At 51.3% G+C, this 14,345-nt stretch carries 13 protein-coding genes; 8 read left to right on the top strand and 5 right to left on the bottom strand.

Features of this window, described 5'->3' with window-relative positions; genetic code table 11:
- Positions 1-235: 235 nt before the first annotated feature.
- From N512_RS0108905 to fixA, 4 genes are read right to left on the bottom strand one after another with little or no spacing between them, the layout of a single operon-like run.
- Positions 236-523 carry a 4Fe-4S dicluster domain-containing protein gene (locus tag N512_RS0108905; protein ID WP_028780096.1) on the bottom strand — a complete coding sequence of 96 codons (288 nt, stop codon included), beginning with the start codon at positions 521-523 and terminating at the stop codon, positions 236-238.
- Positions 520-1,812 carry an FAD-dependent oxidoreductase gene (locus tag N512_RS0108900; protein WP_025889642.1) on the bottom strand — a complete coding sequence of 431 codons (1,293 nt, stop codon included), beginning with the start codon at positions 1,810-1,812 and terminating at the stop codon, positions 520-522. Before N512_RS0108900 ends, N512_RS0108905 begins: the two co-directional genes overlap by 4 nt.
- A 60-nt stretch (positions 1,813-1,872) precedes the next feature.
- Complete coding sequence (locus N512_RS0108895) at positions 1,873-2,823, bottom strand: FAD-binding protein (RefSeq protein ID WP_028780095.1); 951 nt, start codon at positions 2,821-2,823, stop codon at positions 1,873-1,875.
- 10 nt (positions 2,824-2,833) lie between these two features.
- Positions 2,834-3,607 (bottom strand): putative electron transfer flavoprotein FixA, encoded by a 774-nt coding sequence (fixA, locus tag N512_RS0108890; RefSeq protein ID WP_028780094.1) that lies wholly within the window; start codon positions 3,605-3,607, stop codon positions 2,834-2,836.
- A gap of 533 nt (positions 3,608-4,140) precedes the next feature.
- On the opposite strand from fixA, the gene N512_RS0108885 reads away from it, so the two are divergent.
- The 8 genes from N512_RS0108885 (at position 4,141) to N512_RS0108850 (ending at position 13,724) form a co-directional block, all read left to right on the top strand.
- Positions 4,141-5,247, top strand: a complete 1,107-nt coding sequence (locus N512_RS0108885; RefSeq protein ID WP_156029130.1) for a hypothetical protein — start codon at positions 4,141-4,143, stop codon at positions 5,245-5,247.
- Between the two features lie 127 nt (positions 5,248-5,374).
- Positions 5,375-6,895: an L-carnitine/gamma-butyrobetaine antiporter gene (gene caiT / locus N512_RS0108880; RefSeq protein WP_025010093.1), complete on the top strand. Its 1,521-nt coding sequence runs from the start codon at positions 5,375-5,377 to the stop codon at positions 6,893-6,895.
- Positions 6,896-6,957: 62 nt separating this feature from the next.
- Entirely contained in the window at positions 6,958-8,100 is a 1,143-nt protein-coding gene (caiA, locus tag N512_RS0108875) for a crotonobetainyl-CoA dehydrogenase (protein WP_025010094.1), read from the top strand.
- A gap of 119 nt (positions 8,101-8,219) precedes the next feature.
- Positions 8,220-9,446 (top strand): L-carnitine CoA-transferase, encoded by a 1,227-nt coding sequence (gene caiB / locus N512_RS0108870; protein WP_025010095.1) that lies wholly within the window; start codon positions 8,220-8,222, stop codon positions 9,444-9,446.
- Positions 9,447-9,519: 73 nt separating this feature from the next.
- Positions 9,520-11,076: a crotonobetaine/carnitine-CoA ligase gene (gene caiC / locus N512_RS0108865; protein WP_025010096.1), complete on the top strand. Its 1,557-nt coding sequence runs from the start codon at positions 9,520-9,522 to the stop codon at positions 11,074-11,076.
- Positions 11,077-11,315: 239 nt separating this feature from the next.
- The gene (caiD, locus tag N512_RS0108860) at positions 11,316-12,101 is read left to right on the top strand and encodes a crotonobetainyl-CoA hydratase (protein WP_025010097.1); all 786 of its coding nucleotides are present in this window, start codon (positions 11,316-11,318) and stop codon (positions 12,099-12,101) included.
- Between the two features lie 65 nt (positions 12,102-12,166).
- The gene (gene caiE, locus N512_RS0108855) at positions 12,167-12,757 is read left to right on the top strand and encodes a carnitine operon protein CaiE (protein WP_028780092.1); all 591 of its coding nucleotides are present in this window, start codon (positions 12,167-12,169) and stop codon (positions 12,755-12,757) included.
- 25 nt (positions 12,758-12,782) lie between these two features.
- On the top strand, positions 12,783-13,724 hold the full coding sequence (locus tag N512_RS0108850) for an alpha/beta hydrolase (protein WP_028780091.1): 942 nt from the start codon (positions 12,783-12,785) through the stop codon (positions 13,722-13,724).
- 158 nt (positions 13,725-13,882) lie between these two features.
- Here N512_RS0108850 and N512_RS0108845 read toward each other — a convergent pair whose 3' ends face one another.
- Positions 13,883-14,344, bottom strand: a complete 462-nt coding sequence (locus N512_RS0108845) for a TlpA family protein disulfide reductase (protein WP_028780090.1) — start codon at positions 14,342-14,344, stop codon at positions 13,883-13,885.
- Between the last annotated feature and the right edge of the window lies 1 nt (position 14,345).

The following is a 14,345-nucleotide window of genomic DNA, read 5'->3' as shown; positions in this document are numbered from 1 at the left end:
CAAATCTGAAGCTCAAAAGTGAGAAAACGGTTACAGTTAGCAAACTACATAAGTCGCAGACAAATATTTAAACAGGTTAAGAGTTAAAAATAAGAGCACAACGCTTCAAGTTAAGAATTATCAAAATCTGTTTATTAAACAGATCTAACAACATTAAAAGTGTATGCTCTCATTTTGCACAATCGAGCTCGTTAGAAAACTAACTTAAATTCAGATTTAAGGTTTTCAAGCGGCACTAGCCATAACGATATTCAATACCGAATGTACCTCTGGGATATTCCCATTTCTTGATAATGCTTTCACCGCAAAGCATTTTACAGGTGCCACATTCCAAACAACCGGCAGAGTCAAATTTAAGGCTGCCGTCGTCCTGAATTTTATAGAGTCCTGCTGGGCAGGCGTTAACCAACTTACGGAATTCATTGATATCCGGGTTTTCAACAAGCTCAATATGTGGATGCCCTTCATCGACATAGAACTTGTTCACCCCCAATTTCACATCAACATTGACTGGCTCGCTCATATCGCTGTCATCCCCTTAATACCATCTTTAATCAGATTCATATAACCCACTTCTTTGGCATGCTTCATCAGGGTCTTGCGCAGAGGTTGCGAGGCGCTGCCATCTATGGTGAACATCTCCTGCATAATGTCGGCGACCAGCTTGGGATACTGATTGAAGATCCTTGGGTTCTCCATAAAGGCGGGTAATTTCTGGTACAGCTTGAGATCTTTCATGATAAAGCTGTTGTCCAGCAGTGTTTGATAGGCACCGAGCCCGGCGGCACTGAAATCATTCTTGGCCTTGGCGGCGAGCACGGCTCTGGCGGCGGCCTCACCGGATGCGATAGCCAAGTCCATTCCGCGGACCGTATAGCCCACGTTGAGACAGAAACCTGCGGCATCCCCGGCAATCAAGACACCGTCATCCACCAGCTTGGGCAGCATGTTCAGTCCGGCCTCGGGAACCACGTGGCCTGAGTACTCAAGCAACTTGCCGCCTTCAATCAAAGGCTTGATCGCCGGATGATTCTTGAAGTCTTCCAACATCTGCGGCACTGTCTTGGAAGAGGTTTCTATGTGGTGCAAGCCACAAACAATCCCCAAAGAAACAGTGTCTTTATTGGTGTAAAGGAAGCCCCCGCCCAAGAGACCATTGGAGGGTGAACCGGCAAACAGCCAGGCAACGCCTTCATCACCACTGACATTAAAACGATCCCGTATCTGCTGCTCTGACAGGGCGATAAGCTCCTTGGCTCCGACCGCCATGGCACTGGATTGCACCTTGGGCTTAACCATGCCGAGCTGTTCCCCCAGAAGAGGGTTGACCCCTTCAGCCAGAATCACTGTCTTGGCCAGCAGTGAGTCGCCATCGGCCTCCACCCCTATGACCTTACCGTCTTCCTTGAGGATTTTTTCAACCCGAATACCGGTAATAAACTGAGCCCCGGCTTCCTCGGCCTGTTCGGCCAGCCACTGATCGAAAGTGCCCCTGAGCAGAGTATAAGATTCCTCTACCGGCTCCTGACCACGGCCGTTGTGATAGTCCAGGGTTACTGCAGTATCATCAGTGAGAAACGATACTTTTTCCTTGGTAACCTTACGCTCCAGCGGCGCCCGTTTGGCAAAATCGGGCATAATCTTTTCCAGGCTGTGGGCGTAGAGTCTACCGCCAGTCATATTCTTGGCCCCGGCATAGTTGCCGCGTTCAATCACCAGAACATCGGCGCCCTGACTGGCCAGGACATAGGCAGCAACGCAGCCGGCGAGCCCGCCTCCCACTATGATTGCGTCAAATGCATCTTCTGACATGCTGATCCTCTCTTGAATTCGAGACTACCGGCCCCTTGAGCCGGTAGCCGGGCCAGACAGTTAGCCTTTGAAACTGTTCAGCAGGGCTGGAACTATCTTGTTGATATCACCGACAATGCCGTAATCCGCATACTGGAAGATGGGGGCATTCTTGTCTTTGTTGACAGCAATAATGGTCAGGGAGTCGTTGACGCCAACCATGTGCTGGATCTGACCGGAAATCCCTATGGCCATATAGACATCAGGCTTGATCATCACACCTGAAACCCCAATGTAGCGCTCACGCTCCATCCACTTTTCAGTTTCGGCAATCGGACGGCTGCAGCCCAGTTCAGCACCAACTTTGGCGGCCAGCTGTTCAATCAGCTTCAGGTTATCCTGCGAACCTATGCCATTGCCCACACCGATAACGCGCTTGGCCTTACCCAGGTCGATATTGGATTTTTCCTTTGGTCGACGTGCCAGGCAACGAATCCCATTGGCTGGGGCAACAAATTCCAGAGTGATAGTTTCGGCGCTGCGGCCTGCTTCTTCGGCTGGCAACTCCTTGAAGGCGCCGGCGGCCAGAGTCACCACAGCAATTTGAGAGGTGATCTTCTCTGCGCCGATGGCCAGGCCACCGTAGACCAGGTGCTTGGCACCGACATGGCCTTCGCCATCGATTGTGAGTTCGGCGGCATCATTGAAAACCCCGGCACTCAGGCACACACCCAGCTTGGCGGCCAACGCCTTGCCACGACGGCTGGCTGGCAGCAAGACCAGGGACGCCTGCGCTTCGGCTTCAATCGCCTTGGCCATGGTCAAGGCGTACTCTTCCACTATGCGGCTTGAGTCCTTCTCGCCCAGGTGATACACCTTGTTTGCGCCCAATGCTGCAGCCCTGGCAACCTCATCGGCACCACCCAAGACGAATACAGAGACACTGTCACCCAGTTGCAGACCGGCGGCCATTACTTCGGGCAGACGAGCAGCCTCGCTGCTGAAAACCCAAACATTTGCTAGCTTGTTCATTTCATCCCCCTCAATTCAACACATTGCCAATATGGCCGACAAACTCGGCAACCTGGCCTTCATCATCACCCTCGATAATGATCTGCTTGCGGGCCTTCTGCTCTGGCGCAGTAATAGACACCAGCTCCACCAGCTGCGGGATCTCTTCCAGCGCCAGTTTGGCATAAGCCAACTTGTTGACCGGCTTTTTGCCCGCCGCCAGAATGGCTTTCATTGAAGGGATTTGAGGTTCGTTGATATCGGCAGAAACGGCCAACACGGCAGGGAGCGACAACTCCAACTCTTCAACTTCGTCGTCCAGCTCGCGCTCAACCCTGACCATACCGTTGGCGACTTCCAGAATTTTGCTGACACCATTGATGCAAGGTACTTGCAGCAATTCACCAAGCAGCAAACCTACCTGCTGGGCATAGAGGTCACCCGAACCGTCACCGCAGAGGATCAGCTCAAACCCTTCCTGCTTGGCAGCAGCAGCCAAGACTCGGGCAGTTTGATGGGGCAGCGCCTGCTCCAGCTTGGGATCGCAAACCAGGGTCAGCGCGTCCGGGCCTCTTGAGAGGATATCTTTGCAAGCTTTGGGGGCGGCCAGTGCATCTGCGCCTATACTCAACGCCGTAATGCTGCAATCGCTCTGGGTTGCCTTGATTTGTACCGCAGCTTCAACGGCACACAGATCGAATTGGCCTATCTTTTTGTTTACATTACTTGTATCTACAGGAAGGTTGGGAATGACTTTGATATCCTGCTCTTCCGGGACAAGCTTATAACATGCAATGATCTTCATCTTATCTCCAGTCTAAGTATCACTATAAACATTCGTCTCTACTGGTTTACATTCCTCAACATTGGTGATCGGAAACCCATAATTAATAAAATTTCAGGCTTGCATCACACAAAGTCGCACCCTCCTGGGTAACGAAAGGGAATAAAAGTCCACACCCATTTAAATATCAATATGGATAATAGATTAGTTCACCTTAACCAAATTTAGAGTTGCTTAATTGATTATCAGATTAATTAAATAAACCTCTCACAATCCATCAGCGTCATTTTATTAATACAAGCTATTTTCAATTAAGACCAAACAAATTCGTTTGTTGAGCCACTTTTTGTGAGCAATATCCAATTTTTCAACCAAATTAAACAAACCCTGATTATATAACGACCTTCAATGGTTCATTTTTACCATTTTTATTGATTTGCATCACACATTTTCGAGCAAGGTAACAATCCATTGACCAAAAGTGTGATGCGGGAATGTTTTTTTATTCATGACCGAAACCATAATCGGTTCAAATTAAAAACGGAGGGTGGTTAATGAATAAGTTTAAGCTAAAAAACCTAAGCTTGATGTTATTAGGATTAACGCTTAGCGCGCCAAGTTTGGCGGTGGATATCAGTGGTTCAATAAGAGCGAACTACAGCATTAAAGATTTTAGTGACGCTTCAAAAGCTACGGGTGGTGATTTCGATTTCAACACCTTGGGAATAAAACTCTCCCAGGATTTTGAAAACTATGGTTTTGTCGCCGAATATCGTTTTGCCGATGGTTACGACTATCTTAAAAACGGTTATGCCTATTGGAATGCCAATGAAGATCTGACCCTGCAGCTCGGTGTGGTCAGCAAGGCATTCGGTAACAAGAACTTTGCTTCCCATAACTGGTGGTACAGTCTCAACTACTACCTTGGCTTCGAAGATGACTATGGTGTTGGCTTCAATATCAACCATAAATTCAATAACTTCGAAACAGACTTTTCCTTCATCCAGAGCTCTCTCTACAAGGGCAGCGACTATCGTAACTTCGCAGGTACCATAGGTTCGGGCACCATAGACGGCACAACCTATAATAACAAGGAATACAACACTGTCAGCTTGCGCGAAAGCTACAGATGGGAAAATGACAACTGGCAAGTGCTCTTGGGAGCCTCCGTTGAATACGGCCAACTTTATAATCCGGTGGCCGATGAATCAGGAGACAACCTCAACTATGCCGTACACCTGGATGCAAAATATCGTGGTTGGGGTGTGCAACTTCAATATTTGAAGTATGACTTTGATCCATATGATGATGGCCAAATAGATACTTCAAAAATTGGTGTTGGCGCAGTTAATGGCTTCTATGAAGTGGCAGCCAAAGGCGACATCATGACATTCAACCTGTCAAAAGTGGTCGATACCCAATGGGGTGGCCAATTCACCTTCTACAACGACTTCAGTATTTTGACACCAGATGAATCCAACTTTGACGACTCAGTACTGAATAGCACTGGGGTCTCACTTTCTTACAAACAATTCTTTGTGTACGTCGATTATTATCATGCCAAAAACGTTGTGTGGCTGGGTGACAATAGTCTGGGCCTGAAAGACAGCGATAAGGAGTGGAATGGTCGATTCAACATTCACTTGCAGTATTGGTTTTAATAACTGAGCTATTTAGCCAGTAGCTCAAACCCAAATCATTTTTTATTAATCTGGGGTTTTTAATTAAACCTCACGGGCTCACCTTTCCTGAAAATCAGTTAAAGACTTTTGGGTATGGAGAATTTTGATGAGTGAAAATAAAAAGATCAAAAAGGCCGGTATTGAAGCGAAGATATTTTTCCCTTCACTATTGGTAGTGATCCTTCTCTCCTACTTTACTGTGAGAGACCTTGATGCCGCCAATGAAGTAATCAGTGCAGTCTTCCATTACTTAACCCACAGCTGGGGTTGGGCATTTGAATGGTACATGATAGTCATGTTGGCCGGCTGGCTCTGGTTGCTGTTTGGTCCTTATGCCAACAACCGCCTCGGTAATGAAGAACCTGAATTCAGTACCGGAAGCTGGATCTTCCTGATGTTTGCCTCCTGTACTTCAGCCGCAGTGCTGTTCTGGGGCTCGTTGGAAATCTACTACTATGTCAGCTATCCCCCATTTGAACTGGAACCTTTGTCGGTACAGGCCAAAGAACTTGGACTGGCTTACAGTCTGTTCCACTGGGGACCGCTGCCATGGGCCGGTTACGCCTTCTTCTCCGTGGCTCTGGGTTACTTCCTGTTCGTGAAGAAGATGGACGTGGTACGCCCAAGCGGCACCCTCTATCCCATCATGGGCAAGAAGTGTGAAGGCATCATAGGCACCATAATAGACAACATCTATGTCGTCGCGCTGATCCTGGCCATGGGTACCAGTCTGGGTCTGGCGACACCTCTGGTTACCGAATGTATTCAGTATCTGTTCGGTATTCCGCGCACCATAGAAGTGGATGCCACCATTATTTCAGCCTGGATCATCTTCAACGCCATTTGTGTGGCCTTTGGTCTGCAAAAAGGGATCAAGATTGCCAGTGACCTGCGTAGCTACCTGAGCATTATCATCCTCGCCTGGGTACTCATCATTGGTGCCACCACGTTCACAGTGAACTACTTCACCGATTCCATCGGGGTATTGCTGATGAACATGGGCCGCATGCTGTTCTACACAGCCTCTGTCAGTGACAGCAGCTTCCCTCAGGACTGGACAGTGTTCTACTGGGCCTGGTGGGTAGTTTACGGCATCCAGATGTGTATCTTCCTGGCCAAGATCTCCCGCGGCAGAACCGTGCGTCAGCTGTGTCTGGCCATGGTAGGCGGCCTAACAGCTTCCACCTGGTTGTTGTGGACCATACTCGGCAGTAACACACTTAATTTGATGAACGAAAATATCGTCAATATGCCTGCCCTGATTGAACAGTATGGTGCCGCCAGGGCCATTATTGAAACCTGGGCCGCTTTACCTATGAGCACCATTACCATGTGGATGTTCTTTATTCTGTGTTTCCTGGCAACAGTAACATTAATTAACGCCTGTTCTTACACCTTGGCCATGTCTACTTGTAAAGGGGTTGATGCGGATAATGAACCACCGGTTTGGGTTCGTGTAGGTTGGTCTGTATTGGTCGGTGTTATCGGTATTGTTTTGTTGGCTTTGGGCGGATTAAAACCACTGCAAACAGCCATTATTGCCGGCGGTGCACCTCTCGTTTTCGTGAACATAATGATCATTATCTCATTCTTGAAAGATTCACGAAAAAATAACTGGAAGAGTTGATCGGATTATAGATTCACCTCACACCTTACTTTGAACAAATGTATTTATATAGGGGACTTTTCATGGATTATCGTTTAACTGATGAGCAGGAATTATTTGTTAAAGGTGTTCGTGACTTAATGGAGAGAGAAAACTGGGAACAATATTTCTCCGAGTGTGACGAAAATAGTCAATATCCAGAAAGATTTGTAAAAGAACTGGCAGAAATGGGCATAGATAGTCTGTTATTGCCGGAAGAGTTTGGTGGCTTCGAAGCCGGACTGATGACCCTGGCGGTTATCTGGGAAGAGCTGGGCCGCCTCGGTGCCCCCACCTATGTCCTGTTCCAACTGGCCGGCTTTACCACAGTACTGAAACACGGCACCCAAGAGCAGATCGACAAGATCATGGCTTTCCTGGGTACCGGCAAACAGATGTGGAACTCCGCCATCACCGAGCCTTCAGCCGGTTCCGATGTTGGCAGCCTGCAAACCACCTATACCCGCCGCGACGGCAAGATTTACCTCAATGGTACCAAGTGCTTTATCACCAGTGCCGCCGGTTGCCCCTTCCTGGTGGTGATGGCCAAAGACTCAGCTTCCGAGAAACCTGTGTTCTCCGAGTTCTTTGTCGACATGACCAAACCTGGCATCAAGGTCAGCAAGCTTCCCAAACTCGGCCTGAAGATGGACAGCTGCTGCGAAGTGCAATTCATCGATGTTGAGCTGGAAGAGAAAGACTTCTTCGGCACCGAAGGCAACGGTTTCCTGCGGGTGAAAGAAGAATTCGATGACGAACGTTTCCTGGTGGCCTGCACCAACTATGGCACGGCTTACTGCGCCTTCGAAGATGCCGCCAAGTACGCCAACCAAAGGGTACAGTTCGGCGAGGCCATCGGCCGTACCCAGCTGATCCAGGAGAAGTTTGCCCATATGGCCATCGAGCTGAACAACATGCGCAACATGATCTATCACACCGCCTGGAAAGCCGACAACGGCATCATGACTTCAGGTGACGCAGCCATGTGTAAATACTACTGCGCCAATGCCGCCTTCCGGGTGGTTGACCATGCCATGCAGGTCTTCGGGGGTTACGCCATTGCCGGTGAGCACCGCATCAGCCGCTTCTGGCGCGATCTGCGGGTAGACAGAGTTTCCGGCGGTTCAGACGAGATGCAGATCCTGACTCTGGGTCGTGCTGTGCTGAAAGAGTATCGCAACAGGTAGTTGCCCATGAGTACCGGCCGGGTTCGCCTAATCTCCCTGCTCCCGGTGAAACCGGCCGGTCGGTATGGCGCAGCACCATCTGCGCCATCAATGCCAAGAATCGATAGAAGGAACAGATCATGTCACATCATTTAGCTATGCCAACATTTGGCCCTCTCTCGGGTGTCAGAGTCGTGTTCTCCGGCATAGAGATTGCCGGCCCATTTGCCGGGCAACTGTTTGCCGAATGGGGCGCCGAAGTTATCTGGATTGAAAACGTGGCTTACACAGACACTATCCGGGTGCAACCCAACTATCCTGAGCTGTCACGCCGTAACCTGCATGCCTTGTCGCTGAATATCTTCAAGGATGAAGGGCGCGAAGCCTTCCTCAAGCTGATGGAAACCACAGACATCTTTATCGAAGCCAGCAAGGGTCCGGCCTTCGCCCGTCGTGGCATCACGGATGAAGTCTTGTGGGAACGCAACAAAAAGTTAGTTATCGCTCACTTATCAGGCTTTGGTCAGTACGGCACCGAGGAATACACTCACCTGGCCGCCTATAACACCATAGCCCAGGCCTTCAGTGGCTATCTGATGCAAAACGGCGATGTCGACCAACCCATGGCGGCCTTCCCTTATACGGCTGATTATTTTTCAGGCATGACAGTAACCACATCTGCGCTGGCAGCCCTTTACAAGGCGCAGCAAACGGGTGTTGGCGAAAGCATCGACGTGGCCATGTATGAAGTTATGTTACGCATGGGCCAGTACTTCATGATGGACTACTTCAACGGTGGCAAGATGGCACCACGTCAGTACAAGGGCCGTGACCCTTACTATGCCGGTTGTGGTCTGTACAAGTGTGAAGACGGCTACATAGTGATGGAAATGGTCGGCGTCACACAGATTGAAGAGCTGTTCAAAGACATAGGTCTTGGCCACCTGCTGCACACGGAAGCGGTACCGGAAGGCACCCAGCTTATCCACCGCATCGAATGCCCACATGGGCAGGAAATTGAAGATGCACTGGAGCGTTACATAGGCCAACGCACCATAGAACAAGTGCGCGAGCGCTTCGCCGAGCTGAAAATTGCCTGTGCCAAGGTACTCAGCGCCGAAGATCTCGAGTCCAATCCTCAGTACATCGCCCGTGAGTCTATCACCCAGTGGCAAACCATGGACGGCCGTACCTGCAAGGGTCCCAATGTGATGCCCAAATTCAAAAACAACCCAGGCCAGATCTGGCGCGGCATGCCAAGCCACGGCATGGATACCGATGCCATTCTCAAAGATATCGGTTATGACGAAGCTGCTATCCAGGAGTTGGTGAATAAAGGGCTGGCCAAAATCAAGGGAGAAAAATAACTCCTGAAGTCGTGCGAAGGCCGGTATTTACAGGCCTTCGCTGCATAACCCGTTTTATTGAGCAAGGTGTCAAATGGATATAATAGCTGGACAAGATTTACGTCAGACCTGGGATGATCTGGCCCTCAACTATGGAGAGAAAACGGCGCTTATCGTCGAAAACCTTCAAGGGCTGGCCCAGGAATACAGTTATGCCGGGCTCAATAAAGAGATCAACCGCACCGCCAACCTGTTTCATTCGCTGGGCGTCGCCAAGGGCGACAAGGTGGCGCTGCATATCAACAACTGTGCCGAATTCATCTTCTGTTGGTTCGGTCTGGCCAAGATAGGCGCCATCATGGTGCCGATAAACACCCATCTGCTGCAGGAAGAAACCGCCTATATTCTGGACAAGTGCGCTATCTCTCTGGTGGTTACCAGCAGTGAGTATCAATCACTCTACAGCGGCTTGCAGCAAGATCCCGGTTCACCGCTGCAGCAGATACTGCTGATAGCCGACGAGTCGGCCACTGCACCGGCCAGCATTCTCAATTTCCACCGCCTAAGGCTGGCACAACCCGATGAACTGCAACACAGAGTGCCATTGAGCAGCAGCGATGTTGCCGAAATCCTGTTTACCTCGGGTACCACTTCCCGCCCCAAGGGGGTGGTAATTACCCACTACAACCTCAGATTCGCCGGTTACTACACCGCCTGGCAATGTGCCCTCAGGGACGATGATATCTACCTGACTCCCATGCCCGCCTATCATATCGACTGCCAGTGCACCGCAGCCATGGCGGCCTTTTCGGCGGGAGCCACCTTTGTGATGCTGGAAAAATTCAGCGCCCGCGCCTTCTGGGGTCAGATATGTAAGTATCGTGCCACTGTCACTGAGTGTATCCCGCTGATGATCCGCACCCTGATGATGCAGCCTACAATGCCCTGGGAGAAACAGCATTGCCTGCGTGAGGTATTGTTCTACCTCAATCTGTCAGATCAGGAAAAAGACGCCTTCGTCGAGCGCTTTAACGTGCGCCTGTTTACCTCATACGGCATGACAGAGACCATAGTCGGCGTCATAGGCGACCGCCCAGGTGACAAGCGGCGCTGGCCCTCCATCGGCCGGGTCGGCATGGGCTATCAAGTGGAGATCCGCGATCAACAGGGGCGCCCCTTACCTACCGGTGAAACCGGGGAGATCTGCATCAAGGGCGAACCGGGTAAGACACTGTTTCGCGAGTACTACAAGTTGCCGGAAGAGACCGCCAAGACACTCTCGGCCGACGGTTGGCTGCACACGGGTGACTCAGGCTACGTCGATGAGGAAGGTTTCTTCTACTTTATCGATCGCAGCTGCAACATGATCAAACGCTGCGGCGAAAATATCTCCTGTGTCGAACTGGAAAACATTATTTCAGAGCACCCCAAAATTGCCGATGTTGCCATTATTGGGGTAAAGGATTCCATTCGAGATCAGGCGATCAAGGCCTTTATTGTCTTGCATGAAAACCAGACAATTACCGAAGAGGAATTCTTCGAATATTGCGAAGAACATATGGCTAAATTCAAGGTGCCTTCTTTCCTTGAAATCAGAAAAAGTTTACCGAGAACCTGCTCGGGTAAAATAAAAAAGAAGAGCCTTTGCTGATAAATAGCCAAACCAATAAACCGAATTTAAATTTTAAGCCTTCAAGATATCGAAGGCTTAAAAAGCAAACCGTAAAAACCAAGAGAGTAATTGGTAATGTCTTTATTACCAAAATTGTCGTAGCTGGGTAATATCTGCTTAAGCCATAAATAGTTATGGCCTTAGGCTGGCGATAAGCGTTAACTGTATTTCGCACATACTCAGTGATATTTTAATTTTTATCCAGATGGAGTATTAGCATGAACGAATCGTTACACATACGCCGCAATGGCCATATTCTGGAAATCACCCTGGATCGCCCCAAGGCCAACGCCATAGATGCCAAGACCAGTTTTGCCATGGGTGAAGCCTTTATCGCTTTCCGTGACGATCCGGAACTGCGAGTGGCAATTATCACAGGGGCCGGTGAGCGCTTCTTCTCTGCCGGCTGGGACCTGAAAGCCGCCGCCGAGGGTGAAGCCCCGGATGCCGACTTTGGTCCAGGCGGTTTTGCCGGTCTGACCGAGCTGTTCGATCTGGACAAGCCAGTTATCGCCGCCGTCAATGGTTATGCCTTCGGTGGTGGTTTCGAGCTGGCCCTGGCCGCCGACATGATAGTCTGCAGTGACAACGCCAGCTTCGCCCTGCCGGAAGCCAAACTGGGCATAGTACCGGATAGCGGCGGCATGCTGCGCCTGCCCAAGCTGATCCCGCCTGCGATCGTCAACGAGATGATGATGACCGGCCGCCGCATGGATGCCCAGGAAGCGCTGCGCTGGGGCATAGTCAACCGGGTAGTGGACAACAGCCAACTGATGGAAACCGCCCGAGAGTTGGCACAGGAGATCACCCAGAGTGCTCCTCTGGCCATCGCCGCCCTGAAAGAGGTTTATCGCACCACCAGCGAAATGCCGGTGGAAGAAGCCTATCGCTTTATCCGCAGCGGCCAACTGAAACACTATCCATCCGTATTGCACTCAGAAGACGCGCTGGAAGGGCCACAGGCCTTTGCCGAAAAACGCGATCCTGTCTGGAAAGGCAAATAATTTAAGGAAAGCACGCCAACCGGGACAAGGATGTCCCACCCCTGCAACCCACCAGGATAAATACCATGACCTGTTATGCATTTGAAGGTCTGATCCCTGTTGTCGACCCCAGCGCCTTTGTTCACCCCAGTGCCGTACTGATAGGCGATGTTATAGTCGGCGCCAATGTCTACATCGGCCCCCACGCTTCCCTTCGCGGTGATTATGGCCGGCTGATCCTCAAGGCCGGCAGCAACCTGCAGGATGGCTGCATCATGCACGGCTATTGCGATCAAGACACCATAGTCGCCGAAGATGGTCATATCGGCCATGGCGCCGTGCTGCACGGCTGCATCATAGGCCGCAATGCCCTGATAGGCATGAACAGCGTGATCATGGATGGCGCCGAGATAGGGCCAGACAGCATAGTCGGCGCCATGAGCTTTATCAAAGCCGGCTTTCAGGGCCAACCGCGGCAGTTACTGGCAGGCTCTCCCGCCCGATATATCCGCGATGTCACAGAGCAGGATCTACACTGGAAACGCCTCAATACCCGGGAATATCAGGCACTGGTGCCGCGCTGCCACAACTCCCTTCGGGAAGTGAGGCCGCTGACACAAGCCGAAGCCAACCGTCCCAGGCTCAAAGGGGTCACAGAGGTGACCTACAAGGCCTGATCCCCTTGCTGAATGGAGTACCCGTATGCCACTCAATCCCCAGGTTGAAACCTTCCTGCAGCAAACCTATGCCGCAGGCTTTACCCCCTATGAAGATCTGGCGCCCGAGGCCGGTCGTCATCAGGAACACAGCGATATTCCCCCGGCTAGGCCACCGGAAGAGATGGCCGCCGTTGAACACAGATTTATTCCCGGCCCTACCGCCGACCTGCCGGTTAGGATTTACCGCCCGAAACACAGCGAACAACCCCAGCCGGCGCTGATCTACTTTCACGGCAGCGGCTGGATGGTGTCCAACATAGAGATCAACGACCCTTTCAGCCGGGCACTGGCCAAGAATTGCGGCGTGGTGGTGATTGCCGTCAACTATCAAAAGGCGCCGGAGCACAAGTTCCCCATCCCCATGGATGACTGCTACGCGGCAACCCTGTGGGTGTTCAAACACGCCGAGAGACTGGGGCTGGATCCCAAGCGAATCGGTATCTTTGGCGACAGCGCCGGTGCCAATCTCGCCGCAGCGGTGGCATTGAGGTGCCGTGATGAAGACTCGGCAGATCTCGCCTGCCAGGTGCTGGTTTATCCGCCGGTGCAGTACGGCTGGCACACGGCCTCGGCCGAGAAATACGCCACAGGTTTTTTGCTGCACAAGGACAGCATGAAGTACTACTGGAACCACTATCTGCGCAGCCCGGCCGATGCCATTCATCCCTATTGCTCACCTTTGCTGGCAACCGACCACAGCAAGCTGCCTGCAACCTTGCTCTACTGCGCCGAATGCGACCCCCTGTGCGACGACAGCCGTCTGTACGCCGACAAGTTGGCGACTTCCGGCGTAGCCGTACACTATCAGCGCTACCCGGGCACGATTCACGGCTTTATCAAGATGTTGGGAGTATTCGATCAGGCCGATGAATTCCAGCGCGATGTCGGCGCCCAAGTAAGAGAGCTGCTGGCGGTCAAGGATTAACGATTAAAGCACCTGAGTTTGACAGCCCTGAAATTGGGCACCCAAACAGCCACCAGACATCACCACCTCCATGGGAGGGGTTTAAGATTGACAACAAAATGCCCGGCTCGATGCCGGGCATTTTTATCTCGATGGGATCAGGTTTGAATTTGGCTCACTCAGGCCGCCGGGCAGAGCTGCGCCTGCAGTTCGGCTTCCCCGGTCAAACCACGATAGCCCTTAATTAACCTGCCCTTGCTGTCCAGCAGCAACAAGATAGGGGTTGCCGGAATGCCGCCCATGTCTCTGACCAACTCCAGTGGCGCTCTATAGGCCTCAAACGGAAAGTTGAGGCGAAACAGCGCCCGTTTCAGGGCCAGTTGATTACCATTGACGCCGAGCGCCACCGGCTGCAGATGACCAGGACACAGCTGATGTAACTTTTTCAGCACCGCCGCCTGCTTGACACACCAGGGGCACTCAGGCTCAAAGAACATCAGCACAGCACTCTGGCCCTCGAGATGTGCCAGCGTCTGTTGTTCCTGCCCGCGAAGGGGCTGAAACTGATAGTCGCGGGTCAGCTGTGAGGCCTGCAACGGCATGGCACACAACAGCAATAATCCCAGAGCCAGGCGCTTCATA

This window comes from Shewanella sp. 38A_GOM-205m, from assembly GCF_000518445.1.
Lineage (GTDB): Bacteria > Pseudomonadota > Gammaproteobacteria > Enterobacterales > Shewanellaceae > Shewanella > Shewanella algae.
Note: the sequence above shows the minus strand (reverse complement) of the source record. Positions and strands in the feature narration are given on the sequence as shown.

What these genes read in the sequence shown, in the direction of transcription:
- N512_RS0108850 (WP_028780091.1), top strand. Translation starts at nt 12,783, where the DNA reads ATGCCACTCAATCCCCAGGTTGAAACCTTCCTGCAGCAAACCTATGCC.
- fixA (WP_028780094.1), bottom strand. Translation starts at nt 3,607, where the DNA reads ATGAAGATCATTGCATGTTATAAGCTTGTCCCGGAAGAGCAGGATATC.
- caiT (WP_025010093.1), top strand. Translation starts at nt 5,375, where the DNA reads ATGAGTGAAAATAAAAAGATCAAAAAGGCCGGTATTGAAGCGAAGATA.
- N512_RS0108900 (WP_025889642.1), bottom strand. Translation starts at nt 1,812, where the DNA reads ATGTCAGAAGATGCATTTGACGCAATCATAGTGGGAGGCGGGCTCGCC.
- N512_RS0108895 (WP_028780095.1), bottom strand. Translation starts at nt 2,823, where the DNA reads ATGAACAAGCTAGCAAATGTTTGGGTTTTCAGCAGCGAGGCTGCTCGT.
- caiD (WP_025010097.1), top strand. Translation starts at nt 11,316, where the DNA reads ATGAACGAATCGTTACACATACGCCGCAATGGCCATATTCTGGAAATC.
- caiA (WP_025010094.1), top strand. Translation starts at nt 6,958, where the DNA reads ATGGATTATCGTTTAACTGATGAGCAGGAATTATTTGTTAAAGGTGTT.
- N512_RS0108845 (WP_028780090.1), bottom strand. Translation starts at nt 14,344, where the DNA reads ATGAAGCGCCTGGCTCTGGGATTATTGCTGTTGTGTGCCATGCCGTTG.
- caiB (WP_025010095.1), top strand. Translation starts at nt 8,220, where the DNA reads ATGTCACATCATTTAGCTATGCCAACATTTGGCCCTCTCTCGGGTGTC.
- N512_RS0108905 (WP_028780096.1), bottom strand. Translation starts at nt 523, where the DNA reads ATGAGCGAGCCAGTCAATGTTGATGTGAAATTGGGGGTGAACAAGTTC.
- caiE (WP_028780092.1), top strand. Translation starts at nt 12,167, where the DNA reads ATGACCTGTTATGCATTTGAAGGTCTGATCCCTGTTGTCGACCCCAGC.
- N512_RS0108885 (WP_156029130.1), top strand. Translation starts at nt 4,141, where the DNA reads ATGAATAAGTTTAAGCTAAAAAACCTAAGCTTGATGTTATTAGGATTA.
- caiC (WP_025010096.1), top strand. Translation starts at nt 9,520, where the DNA reads ATGGATATAATAGCTGGACAAGATTTACGTCAGACCTGGGATGATCTG.